Origin of the sequence: Anoxybacillus tepidamans PS2 (assembly GCF_000620165.1) — a bacterium.
Classification (GTDB): domain Bacteria; phylum Bacillota; class Bacilli; order Bacillales; family Anoxybacillaceae; genus Anoxybacteroides; species Anoxybacteroides tepidamans_A.
On sequence record NZ_JHVN01000001.1, the window covers coordinates 167,007 to 185,230 of the forward strand.

The 18,224-nt window shown below is 42.7% G+C and carries 22 protein-coding genes; 4 read left to right on the forward strand and 18 right to left on the reverse strand.

Annotated features, from left to right (window positions below; all coding sequences use genetic code 11):
- Positions 1 to 78: 78 nt before the first annotated feature.
- Positions 79 to 642: a nucleotidase gene (locus tag N667_RS0100960; RefSeq protein ID WP_027407820.1), complete on the forward strand. Its 564-nt coding sequence runs from the start codon at positions 79 to 81 to the stop codon at positions 640 to 642.
- Positions 643 to 715: 73 nt separating this feature from the next.
- Here the strand turns inward: N667_RS0100960 and N667_RS0100965 are convergent, their stop codons facing one another.
- From N667_RS0100965 to N667_RS0100975, 3 genes are read right to left on the reverse strand one after another with little or no spacing between them, the layout of a single operon-like run.
- The gene (locus N667_RS0100965) at positions 716 to 1,141 is read right to left on the reverse strand and encodes a Fur family transcriptional regulator (RefSeq protein WP_027407821.1); all 426 of its coding nucleotides are present in this window, start codon (positions 1,139 to 1,141) and stop codon (positions 716 to 718) included.
- Positions 1,142 to 1,144: 3 nt separating this feature from the next.
- The gene (locus N667_RS0100970) at positions 1,145 to 1,981 is read right to left on the reverse strand and encodes a metal ABC transporter permease (protein WP_027407822.1); all 837 of its coding nucleotides are present in this window, start codon (positions 1,979 to 1,981) and stop codon (positions 1,145 to 1,147) included.
- A 14-nt stretch (positions 1,982 to 1,995) separates the two neighbouring features.
- On the reverse strand, positions 1,996 to 2,754 hold the full coding sequence (locus N667_RS0100975; protein ID WP_027407823.1) for a metal ABC transporter ATP-binding protein: 759 nt from the start codon (positions 2,752 to 2,754) through the stop codon (positions 1,996 to 1,998).
- A gap of 288 nt (positions 2,755 to 3,042) precedes the next feature.
- On the opposite strand from N667_RS0100975, the gene N667_RS0100985 reads away from it, so the two are divergent.
- On the forward strand, positions 3,043 to 3,303 hold the full coding sequence (locus N667_RS0100985) for a DUF2624 domain-containing protein (RefSeq protein WP_027407824.1): 261 nt from the start codon (positions 3,043 to 3,045) through the stop codon (positions 3,301 to 3,303).
- A gap of 27 nt (positions 3,304 to 3,330) precedes the next feature.
- On the opposite strand, the gene N667_RS0100990 is transcribed toward N667_RS0100985, so the two are convergent.
- Entirely contained in the window at positions 3,331 to 4,224 is an 894-nt protein-coding gene (locus tag N667_RS0100990) for a deoxyribonuclease IV (RefSeq protein ID WP_027407825.1), read from the reverse strand.
- Between the two features lie 28 nt (positions 4,225 to 4,252).
- Complete coding sequence (locus N667_RS0100995; RefSeq protein WP_027407826.1) at positions 4,253 to 5,563, reverse strand: DEAD/DEAH box helicase; 1,311 nt, start codon at positions 5,561 to 5,563, stop codon at positions 4,253 to 4,255.
- 172 nt (positions 5,564 to 5,735) lie between these two features.
- Between N667_RS0100995 and vrrA the strand changes: the two genes are divergently transcribed.
- Positions 5,736 to 6,266, forward strand: a complete 531-nt coding sequence (gene vrrA / locus N667_RS0101000) for a VrrA/YqfQ family protein (protein ID WP_027407827.1) — start codon at positions 5,736 to 5,738, stop codon at positions 6,264 to 6,266.
- Between the two features lie 82 nt (positions 6,267 to 6,348).
- Positions 6,349 to 7,299: a 4-hydroxy-3-methylbut-2-enyl diphosphate reductase gene (locus N667_RS0101005; protein WP_027407828.1), complete on the forward strand. Its 951-nt coding sequence runs from the start codon at positions 6,349 to 6,351 to the stop codon at positions 7,297 to 7,299.
- A 144-nt stretch (positions 7,300 to 7,443) separates the two neighbouring features.
- On the opposite strand, the gene N667_RS0101010 is transcribed toward N667_RS0101005, so the two are convergent.
- The 13 genes from N667_RS0101010 to N667_RS0101070 form a co-directional block, all read right to left on the reverse strand.
- A complete protein-coding gene (locus N667_RS0101010) occupies positions 7,444 to 8,565 on the reverse strand; it encodes a Nif3-like dinuclear metal center hexameric protein (RefSeq protein WP_027407829.1) in 1,122 nt (373 codons plus the stop codon).
- Positions 8,562 to 9,266 carry a tRNA (adenine(22)-N(1))-methyltransferase gene (locus N667_RS0101015; protein WP_027407830.1) on the reverse strand — a complete coding sequence of 235 codons (705 nt, stop codon included), beginning with the start codon at positions 9,264 to 9,266 and terminating at the stop codon, positions 8,562 to 8,564. The genes N667_RS0101010 and N667_RS0101015 overlap by 4 nt, the downstream gene beginning before the upstream one ends.
- An 88-nt stretch (positions 9,267 to 9,354) precedes the next feature.
- Complete coding sequence (cccA, locus tag N667_RS0101020; RefSeq protein WP_027407831.1) at positions 9,355 to 9,717, reverse strand: cytochrome c550; 363 nt, start codon at positions 9,715 to 9,717, stop codon at positions 9,355 to 9,357.
- Positions 9,718 to 9,849: 132 nt separating this feature from the next.
- The gene (locus N667_RS0101025) at positions 9,850 to 10,383 is read right to left on the reverse strand and encodes a hypothetical protein (protein WP_027407832.1); all 534 of its coding nucleotides are present in this window, start codon (positions 10,381 to 10,383) and stop codon (positions 9,850 to 9,852) included.
- 166 nt (positions 10,384 to 10,549) lie between these two features.
- Positions 10,550 to 11,674 (reverse strand): RNA polymerase sigma factor RpoD, encoded by a 1,125-nt coding sequence (rpoD, locus tag N667_RS0101030; RefSeq protein WP_027407833.1) that lies wholly within the window; start codon positions 11,672 to 11,674, stop codon positions 10,550 to 10,552.
- 33 nt (positions 11,675 to 11,707) lie between these two features.
- Entirely contained in the window at positions 11,708 to 13,507 is a 1,800-nt protein-coding gene (gene dnaG / locus N667_RS0101035) for a DNA primase (RefSeq protein WP_027407834.1), read from the reverse strand.
- Between the two features lie 32 nt (positions 13,508 to 13,539).
- Positions 13,540 to 13,989 carry a YaiI/YqxD family protein gene (locus tag N667_RS0101040; protein WP_027407835.1) on the reverse strand — a complete coding sequence of 150 codons (450 nt, stop codon included), beginning with the start codon at positions 13,987 to 13,989 and terminating at the stop codon, positions 13,540 to 13,542.
- Positions 13,990 to 14,246: 257 nt separating this feature from the next.
- Entirely contained in the window at positions 14,247 to 15,047 is an 801-nt protein-coding gene (locus N667_RS0101045) for a pyruvate, water dikinase regulatory protein (protein WP_027407836.1), read from the reverse strand.
- An 11-nt stretch (positions 15,048 to 15,058) separates the two neighbouring features.
- Positions 15,059 to 15,688 (reverse strand): helix-turn-helix transcriptional regulator, encoded by a 630-nt coding sequence (locus N667_RS0101050; RefSeq protein WP_269528340.1) that lies wholly within the window; start codon positions 15,686 to 15,688, stop codon positions 15,059 to 15,061.
- A gap of 161 nt (positions 15,689 to 15,849) precedes the next feature.
- A complete protein-coding gene (gene recO / locus N667_RS0101055; RefSeq protein ID WP_027407838.1) occupies positions 15,850 to 16,605 on the reverse strand; it encodes a DNA repair protein RecO in 756 nt (251 codons plus the stop codon).
- A 31-nt stretch (positions 16,606 to 16,636) separates the two neighbouring features.
- Entirely contained in the window at positions 16,637 to 16,780 is a 144-nt protein-coding gene (locus N667_RS19240; RefSeq protein ID WP_084278796.1) for a YqzL family protein, read from the reverse strand.
- Between the two features lie 132 nt (positions 16,781 to 16,912).
- Positions 16,913 to 17,821 (reverse strand): GTPase Era, encoded by a 909-nt coding sequence (gene era, locus N667_RS0101065; RefSeq protein WP_027407839.1) that lies wholly within the window; start codon positions 17,819 to 17,821, stop codon positions 16,913 to 16,915.
- Positions 17,814 to 18,212, reverse strand: a complete 399-nt coding sequence (locus tag N667_RS0101070; RefSeq protein ID WP_027407840.1) for a cytidine deaminase — start codon at positions 18,210 to 18,212, stop codon at positions 17,814 to 17,816. Before N667_RS0101070 ends, era begins: the two co-directional genes overlap by 8 nt.
- Positions 18,213 to 18,224 lie beyond the last annotated feature (12 nt).

An 18,224-nucleotide genomic window follows, 5' to 3' on the forward strand; every position in this document is an offset into this window, starting at 1 on the left:
GATGCGAATGTTTTCATCATAAGGAAAAATACGTGCGGTATGTTACAATATAGAGGGAAAGGAGTGCTAAAAACAGCAATGAGGAAAAGACTCGGCATCGACATCGACGGAACTGTAACATGTCCCAGCACATTTATCCCTTACTTAAATCGATCGTTTCAAAAAGAACTGACGCTAAATGATATTACTCAATACAATTTAGCGCCGCTGTATGATACAACCGAAGAAGAGATCGATCGTTGGATGGAACAATATGAAGGGATGATTTATGCTGAGGCACCTCTAGCGCCGAATGCTCTTGAAGTGATCGACAGCTGGAAAAACAAATATGAACTGTTTTACATTAGTGCCCGTGGCAAACACCTATACGACATTACAGAACAATGGTTTCAAAAACATGGCGTACATTACCATCACATTGAACTAATCGGTTCGCATGACAAGATTGCCGCGGTAAAAACATATAATATCGCCGCTTTTTTTGAAGACAAATACGACAACGCTTGCGACATCGGCGAACAGTGCGACATTCCTGTCATATTATTTGATACGCCGTATAACCAAGGACCTTTACCGAAGCAGGTGATTCGGGTCAACACGTGGCTTGAAGCCAAAAAACATATTGACGAACTATTTCGCTGAACCTCTCCCACCTACACGTCGTTTCAAGATGGGAGACTTCTCGGTGAATATGTGAAACAAAAGGGATATCTCCTCATAGCGAGATATCCCTTTGACACTCGGGGCATTTCCCATATATTTCAAATTTATGACCAGATACCTCATACCCTTGCAAATGTTCAAGCAATCCATTCATTGGACACGTCGCGATCTCTTTCGTCATGCCGCATTCCATGCAAATAAAATGGTGATGATGATGGGCGATGTCACATCTAAAGCGGAAGTGTTTTTCACCGGATAACTCTGTCGTTTCTAAAATACCGAGATCAACAAACAGTGACAAATTGCGGTAAATTGTGTCAAAGCTTAGTCCGGGATATTCGTCTTTTAAGGCATCTAGCACATCTTTCGCTGTTAAATACTTATTGGTTTCTGCAAATAAATGCAGCATATCTTCCCGCTTTCCCGTATGTTTAAACCCTTTTTCCTTCATTAGTTGAATGGCTTGTGCGACATTCATATTTTATGATCCCCTTCTCCATTTTTTCCATAGTATAGACAGCAATAAAATAAGCACAGCTAACATTACAATCGTTCCACCAGGTGCCAAATCGATCTCGTATGATACAAACAGCCCAGCGATTACTGACAATTCACCGAATATAATGGAGTAAATAAGCGCTTGCTTAAAACCTTTAGCTATGCGAATGCTGGCGGCAACCGGCAACGTCATAAGCGACGATACAAGCAAAATGCCCACAATTCGCATCGACGCAGCAATCACAAGCGCCACTAGCACAATAAACACAAAATGAATGGTTTTTGCTCGAATGCCCGATGCCACTGCATATTCTTCATCAAACGAGAGAAGGAATAGCTCCTTATATAACAACCAAATTGTCGCGATAACAGCACATGCAATTCCTAAAATGATCCAAACATCTTGCCTGCTGACAGCGCTGACGCTTCCGAACAAATATGTGAATAAATCCGTATTAAATCCGTCGGCAAGTGAAATAAAAATGACGCTTAAACCGATGCCGCCCGATAAAATAATCGGAATCGCCAACTCTTGATAATGTTTATACACGCTGCGTAATTTTTCGATCAGCAATGACCCTGTAACAGAAAACCCCATTCCAATATACAACGGATTCCATGAAGTAAATACACTTACTTTTTTCTCAAGTAATAAACCAGCGGCGATTCCTGCCAATGTGACGTGGCTCAGCGCGTCAGCAATAAGCGCCGATCGGCGAACAACAATAAATACTCCTAGTAAAGGCGCTATTAATCCAATTAAAATGCCTGCGAAAAACGCGTTGCGCAAAAATTCATACTGAAACATCGCTTCAATCATTACAAAGCCCTCCGTCAATGCTGATGGGAAAGCACATGAAGATGATGGCCGTAAAACGTTGAAAAATCATGCTCTTGCAATTCAGCAAATTCTGCTGCTTTCCCATGAAAATAAAGATGTTTATTTAAACAGGCAACATGCGTGACTTTTTCCGTAATCGTCCCAATATCATGCGTTACTAATATTAACGTAATACCTAGGCGTTGGTTTAACTCATCAAGCATATTATAAAAATTTTGAACATGTTGCACGTCAACTCCAACAGTCGGTTCGTCTAAAATAAGCAACTCTGGGTTGCTTACAATCGCCCGGGCAATAAAGACGCGCTGTTGTTGTCCCCCTGACAACTCTCCGATATTCTGGTTCGCAAACTCGCTCATTCCGACCGCAGCAATCGCCTCGCGAACGGCTTGCTTTTCTTTTTCTTTCAAAAAACGAAACAGCCCAAGTTTCGCTGTTAACCCGCTGGCAACAACTTCGTATACAGTGGCCGGAAATCCAGTATTGAAGCTGTTGGCTTTTTGCGACACAAAACCGACACGATGCCATTCTTTAAATGCGGCAATAGGGGTGCCGAACAATGAGATGCTACCGTTTTGCGGTTTCAATAAACCAAGTATGCACTTTAACAAAGTCGATTTCCCTGAACCGTTCGGACCGACTAGTCCTAGAAAAGCCCCCTTCGGAACGGAAAACGTCACGTCCTCTAACACATTTTCTTTCTCATATCGAAATGATACGTGATCAACTTGCAATACAGTTTCTGTGTTCATGCTTTTCCCACCTAAGATTTTCGAAATTAAGAATGATTACGATTTATCTACGAATGTAGTATAACGAAAAGCTTCCGATTTGTAAACGAACAAGCTCAATAAATGGCTAATTTCCGTCCTATTTCACAGATTGATTAATGGCTTCTCCCTTATTGTTTCGCACCCAAAAATAATATATAAATGCGGGCTAATACATAATCGCTGACTTCATTGCATGTGTTTTCTTTTATTATACATAACACGCTCCAGCCTCCTGTTTCATACGATACATAAGAGGAGGAGATAGCGATGAATCTTTATCAACAACTCATTAATCAAAAGATTAAAACAATCACCCCTGAAGAGCTTGTGTCATACAGCCGCGATTACGGTATTTCACTATCTATTGAAGAAGCGAAACAGATTATTCATATCGCCCGCAACAATAAAATTAATGTTTTCAACCCTCAAGAAAGAGCAAAATGGGTACGGGAGTTAGCTAAAATTACCTCTCCCCAAACCGCTAAACAAGCAAATGAATTATTTCTAAAGTTTATAAACAAAAAATAAGCGATCTCACAACGGAGATCGCCTATTCTATGATTGCATAATTTTTTGAAGTACGTCTTCATCGAACTGTCGCTCGCGCAGCATTGCAATTTCAAAACGATACGGTGGTTTTTTGTTATTTTTGTCTTCACCAACATATGGAGTTTCCAAAATTTTTGGAATAGAAGCGAGTTGCGGATGATGAACGATATAGTTAAGCGCCTGAAATCCAATATGGCCAAAACCGATATTTTCGTGGCGGTCTTTCCGGCTGCCACGCACATTTTTACTATCATTAATATGAAGCACTTTTAACCGTTCGATGCCAATAATTTTGTCAAATTCCTCTAAAACACCATCGAAATCTTCAACGATATTATATCCGGCATCGTGAACGTGGCACGTATCAAAACAAACCGATAGCTTGTCGTTGTGCGTGACGCCATCAATAATTTTCGCCAACTCTTCGAAACGGCTGCCGCACTCCGATCCTTTCCCTGCCATTGTCTCTAAGGCAATTTCCACATGCTGATCAGAAGTCAGCACTTCATTCAATCCTTCAATAATTTTGTTGATTCCCGCATCAATCCCAGCCCCGACATGCGCGCCAGGGTGAAGGACAATTTGCTTCGCTCCGATAGCCGCTGTCCGCTCGATTTCCGTCTGTAAAAATTCGACACCAAGCTGAAATGTCGCGGGGTTGACTGTATTGCCAATGTTAATAATATACGGTGCATGGACGACAATTTCTTCAATTCCATTCTCTTTCATATGAGCAAGTCCCGCTTCAATGTTTAATTCTTCAATTTTTTTTCTTTTTGTATTTTGCGGTGCCCCCGTATAAATCATAAATGTATTTGCCCCGTATGAAACTGCTTCTTCGCTGGCTGCAAGCAGCATTTTTTTGCCGCTCATCGATACGTGCGAACCAATTTTCAACATCTCCATCTCCCCTTCTTTCGATGCCGCCTTATTTATTTTTTAAGCGGCGTAGCCGTTTTTTTCTTTTTTCGATTTCTTCTTGCATTTTTTTCTTATATCCTGGTTTGACTTTTCTCGGCTTTGCAACAGCTTTTTTCGCAAGCTTCTCAATTTCTCCCTCTTGTCTTGCCCGCTTGCTTCGTTGATTCCACGCCGGCAAGTCTGTCCATTCTCCGCGCACAAGATCACGGTGGAGAAACTGAATCCCCATTTTTTCAAGCTTTGTCAGCGTATCTTGATCGGAAGGTTCATAAATTGTCACAGCTGTTCCGGTATACCCTGCCCGCGCTGTTCTTCCGACACGGTGCACATAAAACTCCAAATCACTCGGCAATTCGTAATTAATGACATGGCTGACTCCCTCAATATCAATGCCGCGCGCTGCTAAATCCGTCGCAACAATGTACTGGAATTCAAGATCACGAATTTGCTTCATCATTTTTTTTCGTTCCCGCGGTGTTAAATCACCGTGCAATACCCCCGGTTTTAATCCTTTTTCACTTAACGCGTCAGCGACCTCGTCCGCCATCTTTTTTGTATTCGTGAATACAATGGCTAAATACGGATTGTACGCAACGAGTAGATCATATAATAATTTCATTTTATCGCGATGACGAAGCGGAATGAGCACATGTTCAATCTTTTCAGCAGTTACTTGCTTCGGGTCGACATGAACATATTTCGGATTCTCCATATACTTCTTCAAAAATGGTTTTAATTTTTCTGGAATCGTCGCAGAAAATACTAACATTTGCAATTCTTTAACCATTCTCGATGCAATTTGGTCCACATCGAAAATAAATCCCATATCAAGCATCAAGTCTGCTTCATCCACTACAAGCGTCGCAGCAGTATGTACAGATAACGCTTGTTCACGAATCAGGTCGTTGATTCTTCCAGGTGTTCCGACAACAAGGTGCGGCTGTTTTTTTAATTTCTCGATCGTCTTTTGCTTATCCGTTCCCCCAACAAAACAACGGGCCGTAATCGCTGCCTCTTTCGGACTGTATTTTGTAATTTTTAATATTTCATGATAAATTTGCGTCGCAAGCTCACGTGTCGGCGCCGTAATCACTGCTTGCACTTCCTCGCGCGATGGATCAATTTTTTCAATGATCGGCAATAAATATGCATGCGTCTTGCCGGTTCCCGTCTGCGACTGTCCGACAACGCTTTCCCCGCGAAGAATCCCCGGAATCAGCCGCTCTTGAATTTCTGTCGGTTTGTAAAAGCCGAGGTCTTTAATAGCTTCTATAATAAAAGGTTGAAACGAAAACCGTTCGAACAATGTCTCTTTCACACTTTCCTCTCCTTTCGTCTCCTATTTCATGCCGCTAAACAAACCCGATTTACCATTATAGCTGATTTTGGCTTTTCCCTGCAAGAATAGGCAGCCGTCTAAATAAAAAACACTTTTTAGGATAGTGGCATATTTTATGATAGAAGTGACCTATAAGAAAGGAGGAACACAGATGATACGTCCCCCTATGTTCCCAACTTCCTCGTCCCGGCCGTTTCCATTTATGAACTCATTATTTCCACAGCAAGCCATGTATTCAAGACCGGGAATGGGCGGATTTTTAGCAAGACTGTTTTCCCGGACTCCGGCAATGCCGACGCCGTCATCCCCATTTTTCTCGATGCCGGCTATGCAGAATATCGCAAGTAGTGCGGGAACGACGGGCGGAGGAATTACAGGCATGCTCGGCAATGTGCAAAAAATGCTCGGGATCGCTCAGAACGTTGTCCCAATGGTACAGCAATATGGCCCGTTGATTAAAAATCTCCCGGCGATGATGAAAATATTTAGAGAACTCAAATCAACAGACGAGAGCGAAGAAGAAAAGGAACAGCAAGAACCGCAGACAGCGCAAAAACAACAATCAAAAGGAAGCGACAAGCCTGCTTCTAATGTTCAACGCGAGTTGCCGACCTCCAAACGAGCGGCAAAAGAAAAAACTGTTCAAGAACCGAGGCCATCTACCCCTAAGCTGTACATTTAATTCTTCTTTGTGTTCTTCCTCCTTCTCCGATATAATGAAAAGGGAGTGTTCTAATGCCCTGTTGAAGGAGGATCTTTGCGTTATGGAAGTGATTAAAATTACGCCGCGCGGCTACTGTTATGGAGTGGTGGATGCCATGGTGATGGCGAGAAACGCCGCGTTGGACCCGACGTTGCCGAGACCGATCTATATTTTAGGAATGATCGTTCATAATAAACACGTAACTGATGCGTTCGCTGAAGAAGGCATCATCACGCTCGATGGGGAAAACCGCTTGGAAATTCTCGAGCAAATTGATCATGGAACCGTCATTTTTACCGCTCACGGTGTGTCGCCGGAAGTCAAAAAACGCGCTCGTGAAAAAGGACTTGTCACCATCGACGCCACATGCCCAGATGTTACGAAAACACACGATTTAATTCGCGAAAAACTAGCGAACGGATATGAAATCATTTACATTGGCAAAAAAGGGCATCCTGAGCCGGAAGGAGCCATCGGCATCGATCCAGAGCGCATTCATCTTGTCGAGACGGTCGACGATGTCGCGAAATTGGCGATTCAAAGCGACCGTGTTATGGTCACAAACCAAACGACGATGAGCCAATGGGATGTTGCTCATATTATGGAGAAAGTAAAAGAAAAATATCCGCATGTAGAAATGCATAAAGAAATTTGTTTGGCTACCCAAGTGCGTCAAGAAGCGGTGGCTAATCAAGCGAAAGATGCAGATGTCACCATCGTTGTCGGCGATCCGCGAAGCAACAACTCAAACCGTCTTGCCCAAGTGTCTGAGGAGATTGCTGGAACAAAAGCATACCGTGTTGCCGATGTAACAGAAATTGACATTGAATGGATTAAAAACGCTAAAAAAGTAGCTGTTACCGCAGGCGCATCAACACCGACGCCGATTACAAAGGAAGTCATCGAATTTCTTGAACAGTTTGATCCGAATAATCCTGAGACATGGAAACGGGAACGAAAAGTACCGCTACAAAAAATTTTGCCAAAAGTAAAGACGAAGCACGAACAATGAATCTCTCTCTCCTACATATGGTGTAGAAGTGGGAGATGAAGCGGTGATGATGTTAAAAAGGGTGTCCGTATTGCGGCACCCTTTTGTATTTGAATAGATATCTCCTACCTACAATATAGAAGAAAAAATGGGTCGGCGAACGCGTTAAACAAACATAAACGGGTCGGTATGCACTTGTGATGCATAAACAGTCGTTGCCCATTTTTGCTTGCTAAATTCCTGTTTTAAAAAGCGAGCGACGCCTTGCTTCATTACTTTTTCTACATTATGTCCAGGGTCGATGATGTTTAGGCCCATCGCCATTGCGTCATGTGCTACATGATAGTAGATATCTCCTGTTACATACACATCCGCTCCGCTCATTTTCGCCTGCCAAATATATTTATTCCCATCGCCACCGACAACTGCTACTTTTTTAATTTTGTCTTGCAAATCCCCAACTACGCGAACTTTTGGGACATCCAACGACTTTTTTACGTGTTCAGCAAACTCAGCGAGCGTCATCTCTTGCGGCAGCTGTCCGATTCGCCCTAAACCCCATACGCGCCCTTTATTTTCAAGCGGATATATATCATACGCCACTTCTTCATACGGATGAGCCTTGAGCATCGCCGCAATCACTTTTTTTTGCAGCGAAGCAGGGAAAATCGTCTCAATTCGCACTTCCTCAACTTTTTCGAGCGCACCTTTTTCACCGATAAAAGGATTTGCTCCTTCCTGCGGCAAAAATGTTCCGACGCCATCGCTGTTAAACGTACAATGGCTATAATTGCCGATATGGCCGGCACCCGCGTTACCGAGCGCCTCTCTCACAACATCCGCGTGTGTTTTTGGAACATAGACAACTAATTTTTTCAGCGCTTCCTCGTATGTAGGAACAAGCACTTCTACGTGCTGAAGCCCCATCGCTTCAGCGAGCCAATCATTGACTCCGCCTTGGGCGATATCTAAATTAGTATGAGCCGCATATACGGCAATATCGTGTTTAATGCATTTTTCAACAATGCGGCCTTGCGGCTGTTCGGTCACAACTTGTTTCAATGGGCGATAAATTGGCGGATGGTGAGCAATAATTAAATCGACACTTTTCTCTATTGCTTCATCAATTACATTCTCAAGAACGTCTAAAGCGACCATTACCGTCCGAATCGGTTTATTAAGCGTGCCGATTTGCAGGCCGATCGGATCCCCTTCCATCGCTAAATGTTTTGGTGCAAATCGTTCAAACAGTTGGATCACTTCATATCCATTTGGAATCTTACTCATTGCAAAACCCCCTCTACTAACCGAATTTTTCGTTCCAATTCCTCTTTTTTCGCTATGCTTTCTTCGGTCGTCCCTTTGGCCTCGAGATGCGCCACGATCCGCTTCCAATGACCTACTTCACTTTTCCATTTTTTTAAAAAAACTCCATTGCGTTCTTGCAGCAAAAACGGTCCAACCAATAACTCTGCTTCAAGGCGGTGATACGGTTTTAGTCCGCTTCCTTTTTCTGCTACAAGCACTTCATAAATTTGGCCGTCTTCCTCTAAAATGCGCTCATCTATTAATTCCCAATCGTTGTCAACTAACCATTTCCGCACGATATGCGCACCGACATTCGGCTGCAATATCAAGCGCTTTACTCCTTCTAGCTTTTCCTTCCCATCTTCTAAAATGTTCGCAATCAGCGTCCCTCCCATTCCGGCGATCGTGATGCAATCGACCTCGCTCGGATGAATAACGGCAAGGCCATCACCCTTTCTCACCGAAATGACGTGGCTAAGCCCGGTTTTCTCGACTTGCTGCTGTGCTGAACGAAAAGGACCGTCGGCCACCTCTCCCGCCACCGCCATCGTTATGTAACCGTGAAGATAGGCATAGCAAGGCAAATAGGCATGATCAGAGCCTATGTCAGCCAGCCTTGACTGCTTTGGTATGAACGAAACAACTGTTTCAAGCCGTTTCGACAACTTTAACTCATTCATCGTATCTTCCTTTCACCGTTGCGTCATTTCTTCGCTATTGTACCATAAACAAAAAATCCCTTCACCTAAGGTGAAGGGGATTCGGTCATTATTTCAATTTAGAAAGCCATTTTGCCATTTCATCAGCTTTTTCAGGTGGAACAAGTCCAGAAGGCATGTTGCCGCGGCCGTGTTGGATGACATCTTTGATTTGATCTAAAGAAAGACGTTTACCGACGCCTTTTAACGACGGACCGACGCCACCTTCATAGTTTACACCGTGACAGCCGCTACATGTTTGTTTATAAAACTCCTCCGGATTGGCAGCAGCCGTTTGTTCTGTTTTATTGCCGCCTTCTTTCTCCTTCGCAAGTTCCTTTGCATCGCCAAGCCCTTTGAATGAAAGAGTGATCGTAAGACCAATCCCAAATACCATAATGAGTACAAACGGGATCAATGGATTTCGATTCATTGTTTTTACCTCCCTTATGTATACACTCTCCTAAAAATGTAACCGCTACAAACAATTTTATTTTACTGTAAATTCAAAAGAAGGAAAAGCCCTAAATGACATTCTCGTTGAAAATCGTCGAAAAAACGGCAGCTAGAAAAAGAATGAAGCGAGCAATAATAGAATACCAATTGCTCCAGAAATAGTGAAATAAAGGAATCGAAAACGTATTCCGATCGCCAGCCATAGTAAACAATTAATAAAAATCGTGATCCCTGAGACAAATGTCATTTTCGGAAAATAATAATCGCTGATCCGAATCGATGAAAGGAACAATAAAAACGCCCCGCTAACAAGCGGAAGATGAATGAGCTTCGCTTCCTTTCTCCATGCCCATCCCCCGATAAAGCAAATTAGGATAAAAAAGGACAAAAAGAGCATTTGCAAAACAAACGACAATTCAGTAAAATAAATGACAAGAATACCAGATGGAAACAATAGACAAATTAACAATATCAAGAAAATGCGCTTCCCTGCAAACGTGCGCAGCCTTTCTGAATGCGAGTTGGGAATATCGCCTTCGGTATAAAGCGCGAGCAAATAGTCGCAGTATTGTTCCGGAAGGAGACGAGAGCGCTTCCAATATTCAATTTCCCGCACAATGATTTCACGCCGTTTTCCATTCATGCCGATCGACCTTTCCAACTTGGAAATAAAAATAGTTTACTTCCGCAAACTAGAAGTAAACTATTTGTCCTCGATCGTTGCTAAAGCAAGCATAAATTTGTGAAAAAAGAGGATTCCTCTTTTTTCACAATGATTCGATGGATCGAGAACTTAAGGTTAGAACTCATCACTCAAGAAAGTCCTTTAAGCGCTTGCTGCGGCTTGGATGGCGCAATTTTCGAAGCGCCTTCGCTTCAATCTGGCGAATGCGTTCTCTTGTAACGCCAAATACTTTTCCGACCTCTTCAAGCGTGCGTGTGCGTCCATCATCTAGCCCAAAACGGAGGCGAAGCACATTTTCCTCTCGATCTGTAAGCGTGTCGAGCACGTCTTCAAGCTGCTCTTTTAGCAGTTCGTAGGCCGCGTGTTCTGAAGGAGAAGTCGCATCCTGATCTTCAATAAAATCTCCTAAGTGCGAATCGTCCTCTTCACCGATCGGTGTTTCAAGCGAGACGGGTTCTTGAGCGATTTTTAAAATTTCGCGTACTTTTTCCGGCGTCAAATCCATTTCTTCGGCAATTTCTTCCGGAGATGGTTCGCGCCCTAAATCTTGTAAAAGCTGGCGCTGAACGCGAATGAGTTTATTGATCGTTTCGACCATATGAACTGGAATGCGAATCGTCCGTGCTTGATCAGCAATCGCGCGCGTAATCGCTTGGCGGATCCACCATGTCGCATACGTGCTGAACTTATATCCTTTTCTATAGTCGAACTTTTCTACAGCTTTAATTAAGCCCATATTTCCTTCTTGAATCAAGTCAAGAAATAGCATGCCGCGGCCGACATAGCGCTTGGCAATGCTCACGACAAGGCGCAAGTTTGCTTCTGTTAAGCGGCGTTTCGCATCTTCATCGCCTTGTTCAATGCGCTTGGCCAATTCGATTTCTTCTTCAGCGGAAAGAAGAGGAACGCGGCCAATTTCTTTTAAATACATGCGAACAGGATCATTAATTTTAACGCCAGGAGGTACTGTTAAATCATTCAGGTCAAATTCTTCCTCTTTCACAAGATCATCTAAATCCGGGTCGTCGTCTAAATCCGATTCGCTAATGACATCAATACCTTGCTCTGTTAAGTACTCGTAATACTCATCCATTTGATCGGAGTCGAGATCAAATCCAGATAACCGTTCGGCAATTTCCTCATACGTTAATACTCCACGCTTTTTTCCTAATTCCAGTAATTGCTCTTTTGCTTGCTCTACTGTTGCATCAGAGTCGACTTGTTTTGAACGAGCTGATTTTTCAGCCATTTCGTCCCCTCCTTCTAAAACTTTCAAACGACATTATGAGCTGGATAACAGTTTTTTCATTTCAATAATTTCTTTAGCAATACGAGCAGCCTTTAAAAAATCCTTCTGGCGCTCCGCTTCAATTTTTTCTTGCTCTTTTTCTTTTAGCTTTAACCATTTCGGATAATTCAACACATGTTTCACATAATCATTTAGCTCTTGTGAAGAAATATGCTCGTTAATAAGCATCATCGACAACTCTGTAACAAGCGGCTTAAGTTCGTCGGGCAGACGTGCAAGCAACGCGCTCACATCCGGGCTATTTCCTTCCTCGTAAAAAGCGTATACGTAAGCTGCAATCGCCCGGTGCTCCTCGATATTAAAATTTCCTTGGATTTCCCGCTGAACAGCCAAAGCCACATCTCGGCTTCGAAGCATATGGGCTAACAGCATACGTTCAGCATTATGAAACGCCGGAAACAATTTTTTTTGCATAGGTGAAAGCGCCTTTGTCTGCTTTGCGATTTCGGAAGCCGTGACCTTCGTTTTTTTGTATCTTTCTAGCTGCTGTTGCAAAGCCGATAATGAGAGAGAAAATTCGTTCGCAAGCTGCCGCAAATAATAATCCCGTTCAACAGGACTGGATAGTTGAGCAATTTCTTTTAGCACTTCTTCAACATAACGAATCTGGTCGCTTTCACTTTGCAAATTTTTCCCTTTTCGTAAATATGCCATTTTAAATGCCATCAACGAACTGCCCGCTTCTAGCACATCGCGCCGGAATCTCTCTGAGCCGAACTTCTTAATATATTCATCGGGATCGAGGCCATCAGGAATCGTTGCTATTTTCACATGACAGCCTGCCTGTGCCAACAATTCGGCTGCACGGAACGCTGCTTCAACTCCCGCTGCATCCCCATCGTAACAAATAACAATAGACTCAACATTGCGACGTAGGATGCGGGCCTGTTCATCAGTTAACGCAGTTCCCATTGTCGCAACTGCATTCGCCACTCCTGCTTTCACCGCAGAAATGACATCTGCAAATCCTTCAAACAACACAGCTTGTTGATGTTTCCGAATGTGCAACCGCGCTTGGTGAAAGTTATATAAAATTTTGCCTTTATGGAAAATCGGCGTTTCCGGACTATTTAAATATTTGGGTTGTTCATGTCCCATGCTTCGTCCCGAAAACGCGACTGTTTCCCCCTGATGATTATGGATTGGAAACATGATTCGATTGCGAAAGCGGTCAAAATACTCGCCGTTTTCTTTGCGAATGACAAGTCCCGCTTTTTCCATTAGTTCAAGCGAATAGCCATGACCCTTTAAAAACTTTACAGCAACATCCCATGAATGAGGGGAGTAGCCAATCTCAAATCCGTCGATCAGCTCGCGGTCTATTCCGCGCGCTTGTAAATAGTCGAGCGCATTTTGCCCCTCTTTTGTATTTATGAGCAAATGATGATAAAATTTCTTTAAAAGTTCGTGGGCTTCGATCATTTTTTTGGCATCGCTTGTTTCCGACAATCTTTTTCGCTGATCATCGCGCGCAAGATGCGATAAATCGATGTTTGCCCTTGCTGCTAATCTTTCTGCGGCATCAACAAATGAAAGACCCTCTATGTCCATAAGGAATGAAAACACATTTCCACCTGCGCCACATCCAAAACAATGAAAAATTTGTTTCTCGGGCGAAACAGAAAAAGATGGTGTTTTCTCTCCATGGAATGGACACAATCCAAAATAGTTGCGTCCCTGTTTTTTTAACTGGACATAATCGCTGATGACGTCGACAATGTCGATCGATCGCCGGATTTCTTCAATTGTTTCCTCGGGAATACGGTATCCCATACGAACAACTCCGTAATGTTATTATTCTCGGCCTACCTCTTATTTCCTGCGAATTTCGACAAAATTTTTTCGAAGCTTTTTCGAAACTCATTTCGTTCTTCATTTGAAAAACGCTTGATGCCTTTAGTGTATATGCCCCTTTTGCGCAGCTTCGCATGAAGGTGACGAATGTAGAGCTGTTGCCCCATTTCTTTTTCCTCATATACCTTTCCGCGTGGGGACACAACACAAATTTCTCGGCTCACTAGCATGCTCGCTAATCCGATATCTTGTGTAACAACGATGTCCCCTTTTTGTGCATGATTGACAATATACAAGTCAACCGCCTCTTTTTCTGTATCTACATATACCCATTCCATTTCTTCATCATGAGAAAAATGGTTATATGAAGATACAAAAACGCTCTTTATATTATATTGACAAGCAAGAGCGAAAATTTCACCTTTTACAGGACATGCATCAGCGTCGACAAAAATAGTCAAATGTCGCCTCCTATATTTTTTATATTCTACATCGCTTTCGAAAATCCTGCTTCTCCCCTGATGCGACAAACGAATTTTGTCGACATCCGTTTCTTGACAATAAACTATAAATAGTTTACTCGTTCTATATGTACTCTAAACATGTTGACATTTATTTTTATCACAATTTTTTATTATAATACAACTATCGAAAATATGCCATAAAATTTTATAAACATGGTGTAAAAAAAAAAACGAAGCACAATGCTTCGCTTCTTTTATAACTTTCTCTTTTTCATAATAATATTTGCCGTTTCTTCCACCGCTTTATTTGTGACGTCAATAACGTCACAACCGATTTTTTTAATGACTTGATCAAAGTAATCGAGTTCTTCTTTAATCCGCTCCATGTTTGCATAAATTGCTTTATCGTCTAAACCGAGTGATTTTAATCGTTCACGCCGAATCGAGTTTAACTTTTCCGGACTAATTTTTAACCCAAAGCATTTGTCCGGGGCCACTTTGAACAATTCCTCCGGCGGCTCGACCTCCGGAACAATTGGAACGTTCGCCACCTTTAGCCTTTTATGTGCTAAATATTGCGAAAGCGGTGTCTTCGATGTACGTGATACACCGATCAATACAATATCCGCACGCAAAATGCCGCGCGGATCGCGCCCGTCATCATATTTGACCGCAAATTCAATCGCCTCAATTTTCTTGAAATAATCTTCATCTAACACGCGAACTTTGCCTGGCTCATAACGAGGTGTCATGCCAAATAAATCCCGCATTTTCTCGATAAGCGGACCTATGATATCGTATACCTCTACCCCTTCGCGCTCGGCCTCTTCGATTAAAATTTGGCGCATTTGCGGTACGACGAGCGTAAATGCAATGATAGCATCATTCATTTTCGCAAGCGCTACAACTTCCTTTAATGTCGATGGATCCTCGACATAAGGCACTCGCTTTAATTGGATTAGCGCGCTATTAAATTGGCTTGCAGCTGCTTTTACGACTAATTCAGCGGTCTCTCCTCCCGAGTCAGAAACGACGTATACAACACGCTGGCTCATCTTCAACCTCCTCAAAGCAAATCGTCTTTTGCTAGCGCAACGAACGCTTTTGCAATGTTCGTTTTTGTAATCCTTCCAATCACTTCATACCCCTTGTCCGTTTTTTTAACGACCGGCATTGCGTCAATTTGCTTTTCAATTAACCGCTCAGCGACATCGATGAGCAGATCGTCTTTGTAGCAAACAGTAATATTAGGCATTCTCGTCATAATAATATTCACCGGAATCGACGTGAGTTCCTGTTTGCCGATGCTGGCCCGTAATAGATCTTTCCTCGATAAGACACCAGCCAAGAGCGACTCTTCATCCACAACAAACAGCGTTCCCACATCTTCAAGGAACATGGTTACAATCGCATCGTATACGCTGACATTTTCGTTGACGACAACGGGAATGGATTGATAATCGCTTACTTTCATTTTTTTGATCCGGTCCGCCAAAAGTTGGGTCCCTGTTTTCCCAGTATAAAAATAGCCGACTCTCGGTCTTGCTTCCAAATAGCCAGCCATTGTTAAAATCGCCAAGTCGGGACGCAATGTTGCTCTTGTTAAGTTCAATTTTTCTGCAATGCTCTCTCCCGTAATTGGGCCGTGATCTTTTACAATTTGCAAAATTTGTTCTTGGCGTTTATTGAGTTCGATCGTTATTCACCACCTTGCTAAAAAACTAAAAGCGCTATGCTCATATGAAAATATTATAACTTAATGAATGGTTTTGCAAAGAGAAATCAAGAAAATTCATTTTGTTCAAAAAAGAATTTTATATAAACAAGGGCTGCCCATCTTCTTTTGGTCAGCCCTATTTACTGCAGACGATTTTTTAATTGTTCGATTTGTGTTAAAAAGCGCCTCGTTTTTAACGAAAGACCCGAATATTCATCGTAATAGGCGGAAATGACCCGGTGCAATTCGTCCTTCGTTTCTTTTTTCACAGAAATTTTACCCAGCCTTGATAAGTCAAGATAATAAAATAACCTCAAAAGCTTTACTGCTGCAGGAGAAAGGGAAATGCGATACGGATCTTTCACCGCACATTGGTCGCACAGAAATCCTCCTTCTTTTACGGAGAAGGAAAATTTCCCCACGCTTTGCTTGCAAATCGCGCATTCGTCTAGCGAAGGATATAGGCCGATGATGTTCAACATTTTCATCTCATAAATATATGTAAGAATTTCTAAATCGAACCCATCGTTCATATACTTTAGTGTTTGCAGCAGCAGTTCAAATAAATACGGATTGGGGCGCCTCTCCTCTGTAATTTTGTCAGTTAATTCAACAATATATGAAGCATATGCTGTAGCGAAAATATCTTCGCGAATCGCCCTCAATGCATCAATGACTTCTCCTTGATGCAAGCTCCCCACTCCGCGGCTTCTTTGCACTAAATAATGACCATATGTAAACAACTGCGTAACAGAGGAAAGGCGGCTGCTTGGCTTTTTTGCCCCACGAGCCATCACAGCCACCTTTCCCCATTCCCTTGTCAACAGCGTAACAATTTTATTTGTCTCTCCGTAATCGGTGGTACGGAGTACAATCGCCTCACATTTTTCAAACAATATGATCACCACCAAGCTGAGAAAAAGCAGCTTAGAAAATCGGCTGGTCCATTTCCGCTAACTCTTGTTCTTGTTCATCGCCATTTGGCTGATGCTCCCTTTCAAGTTCTTTAAAAAGGAGATATGTGTCAATATTGCCCGTTTGGCTGAACAACTTCCACGTAAATTCTAGCATCGAACCACACCTTTCCGCCTGTAGGATCGCTTATTATAAAGCTTAGAGCCGTCCTTGTTAGGGAACAGATCTTGCTTCATAGTTTACTTATAGGTTGCTTCCCTACAAACCGTTTATGTTACACAAAATTTGTTAATATTCGTCTTCCCGGAATCCGAAATCGCGCAACTGTGACAATTTATTGCGCCAATCTTTTTGCACTTTAACCCACAATTCCAAAAACACTTTAGAACCAAGCAATCCCTCAATATCCATGCGGGCGCGCTGGCCGATTTCTTTCAGCATCCGGCCTTGCTTTCCAATAATGATACCTTTTTGCGAATCGCGTTCGACGATAATCGTCGCCCCTACATAGACGGCATGGCTATCTTCCCGGCGTTCAATCGAATCAATGACTACCGCAATGGAATGCGGAACTTCCTCCCGCGTTAAATGAAGGGCTTTTTCTCTAATGAGTTCTGCAATGATAAACCGCTCTGGATGATCCGTCACTTGGTCAGCCGGATAATATTGCGGACCTTCTGGCAAATACTTCTTTATTTGCTCAATTAATGTTTCTACATTGTTTCCTTGCAAAGCGGAAATCGGAACAATTTCGGCAAACGGATAGAGCGATTTATACTGGTCAATAAGCGGCAGCAGTTCATCAGGGTGAACCTGATCAATCTTATTGATCACTAAAAATACCGGAGTGTTAATTTCCTTTAGCCGTTCTATAATAAAGGCGTCCCCGCGTCCCAATCCTTCCTCAGCGTTGATCATGAACAAAATGAGATCAACTTCCTTTAGGGCGTTTTGCGCTACTTTCATCATAAAGTCGCCTAGCTTGTGCTTCGGCTTGTGGATTCCAGGTGTATCAATAAAAACAATTTGCACATCATCAGTTGTGTACACGCCCTGAATTTTATTGCGTGTCGTTTGCGGTTTGTCGCTCATAATGGCAATTTTTTGCCCAATGACGCGATTCAAAAACGTTGATTTTCCAACATTTGGTCTACCAATAATCGAAACAAATCCTGATTTGTATCCTGTCCTAATCATGCAAATCCTCCGCTGAAAATGCTGCTGGCAATAATTCTTTTACTGTAAGCTCCGTAACGTCTCCTTTAGTATTCGCCAAAATGACTTTCATATCCGATGGGCATAATTCGGAAATGACTTGGCGGCATACTCCGCAAGGCGGAACTGGACGTGAAGAATCGGCAATGACCGCGAGCGCCGCAAAATCTCGATCGCCTTCCGAATACGCTTTAAACAGCGCAGTTCGTTCGGCGCAATTGCATGCGCTATAAGCGGCATTTTCAATATTGCAGCCACGGTATATTTTACCGTCTTTCGTTAATAAAGCAGCACCCACTTTGAATTGAGAATACGGCACATAAGCATATTCCCTTGCCTTTTTCGCTTCTTCAATTAACCATGACGTATTCAACAATGCTCTTCC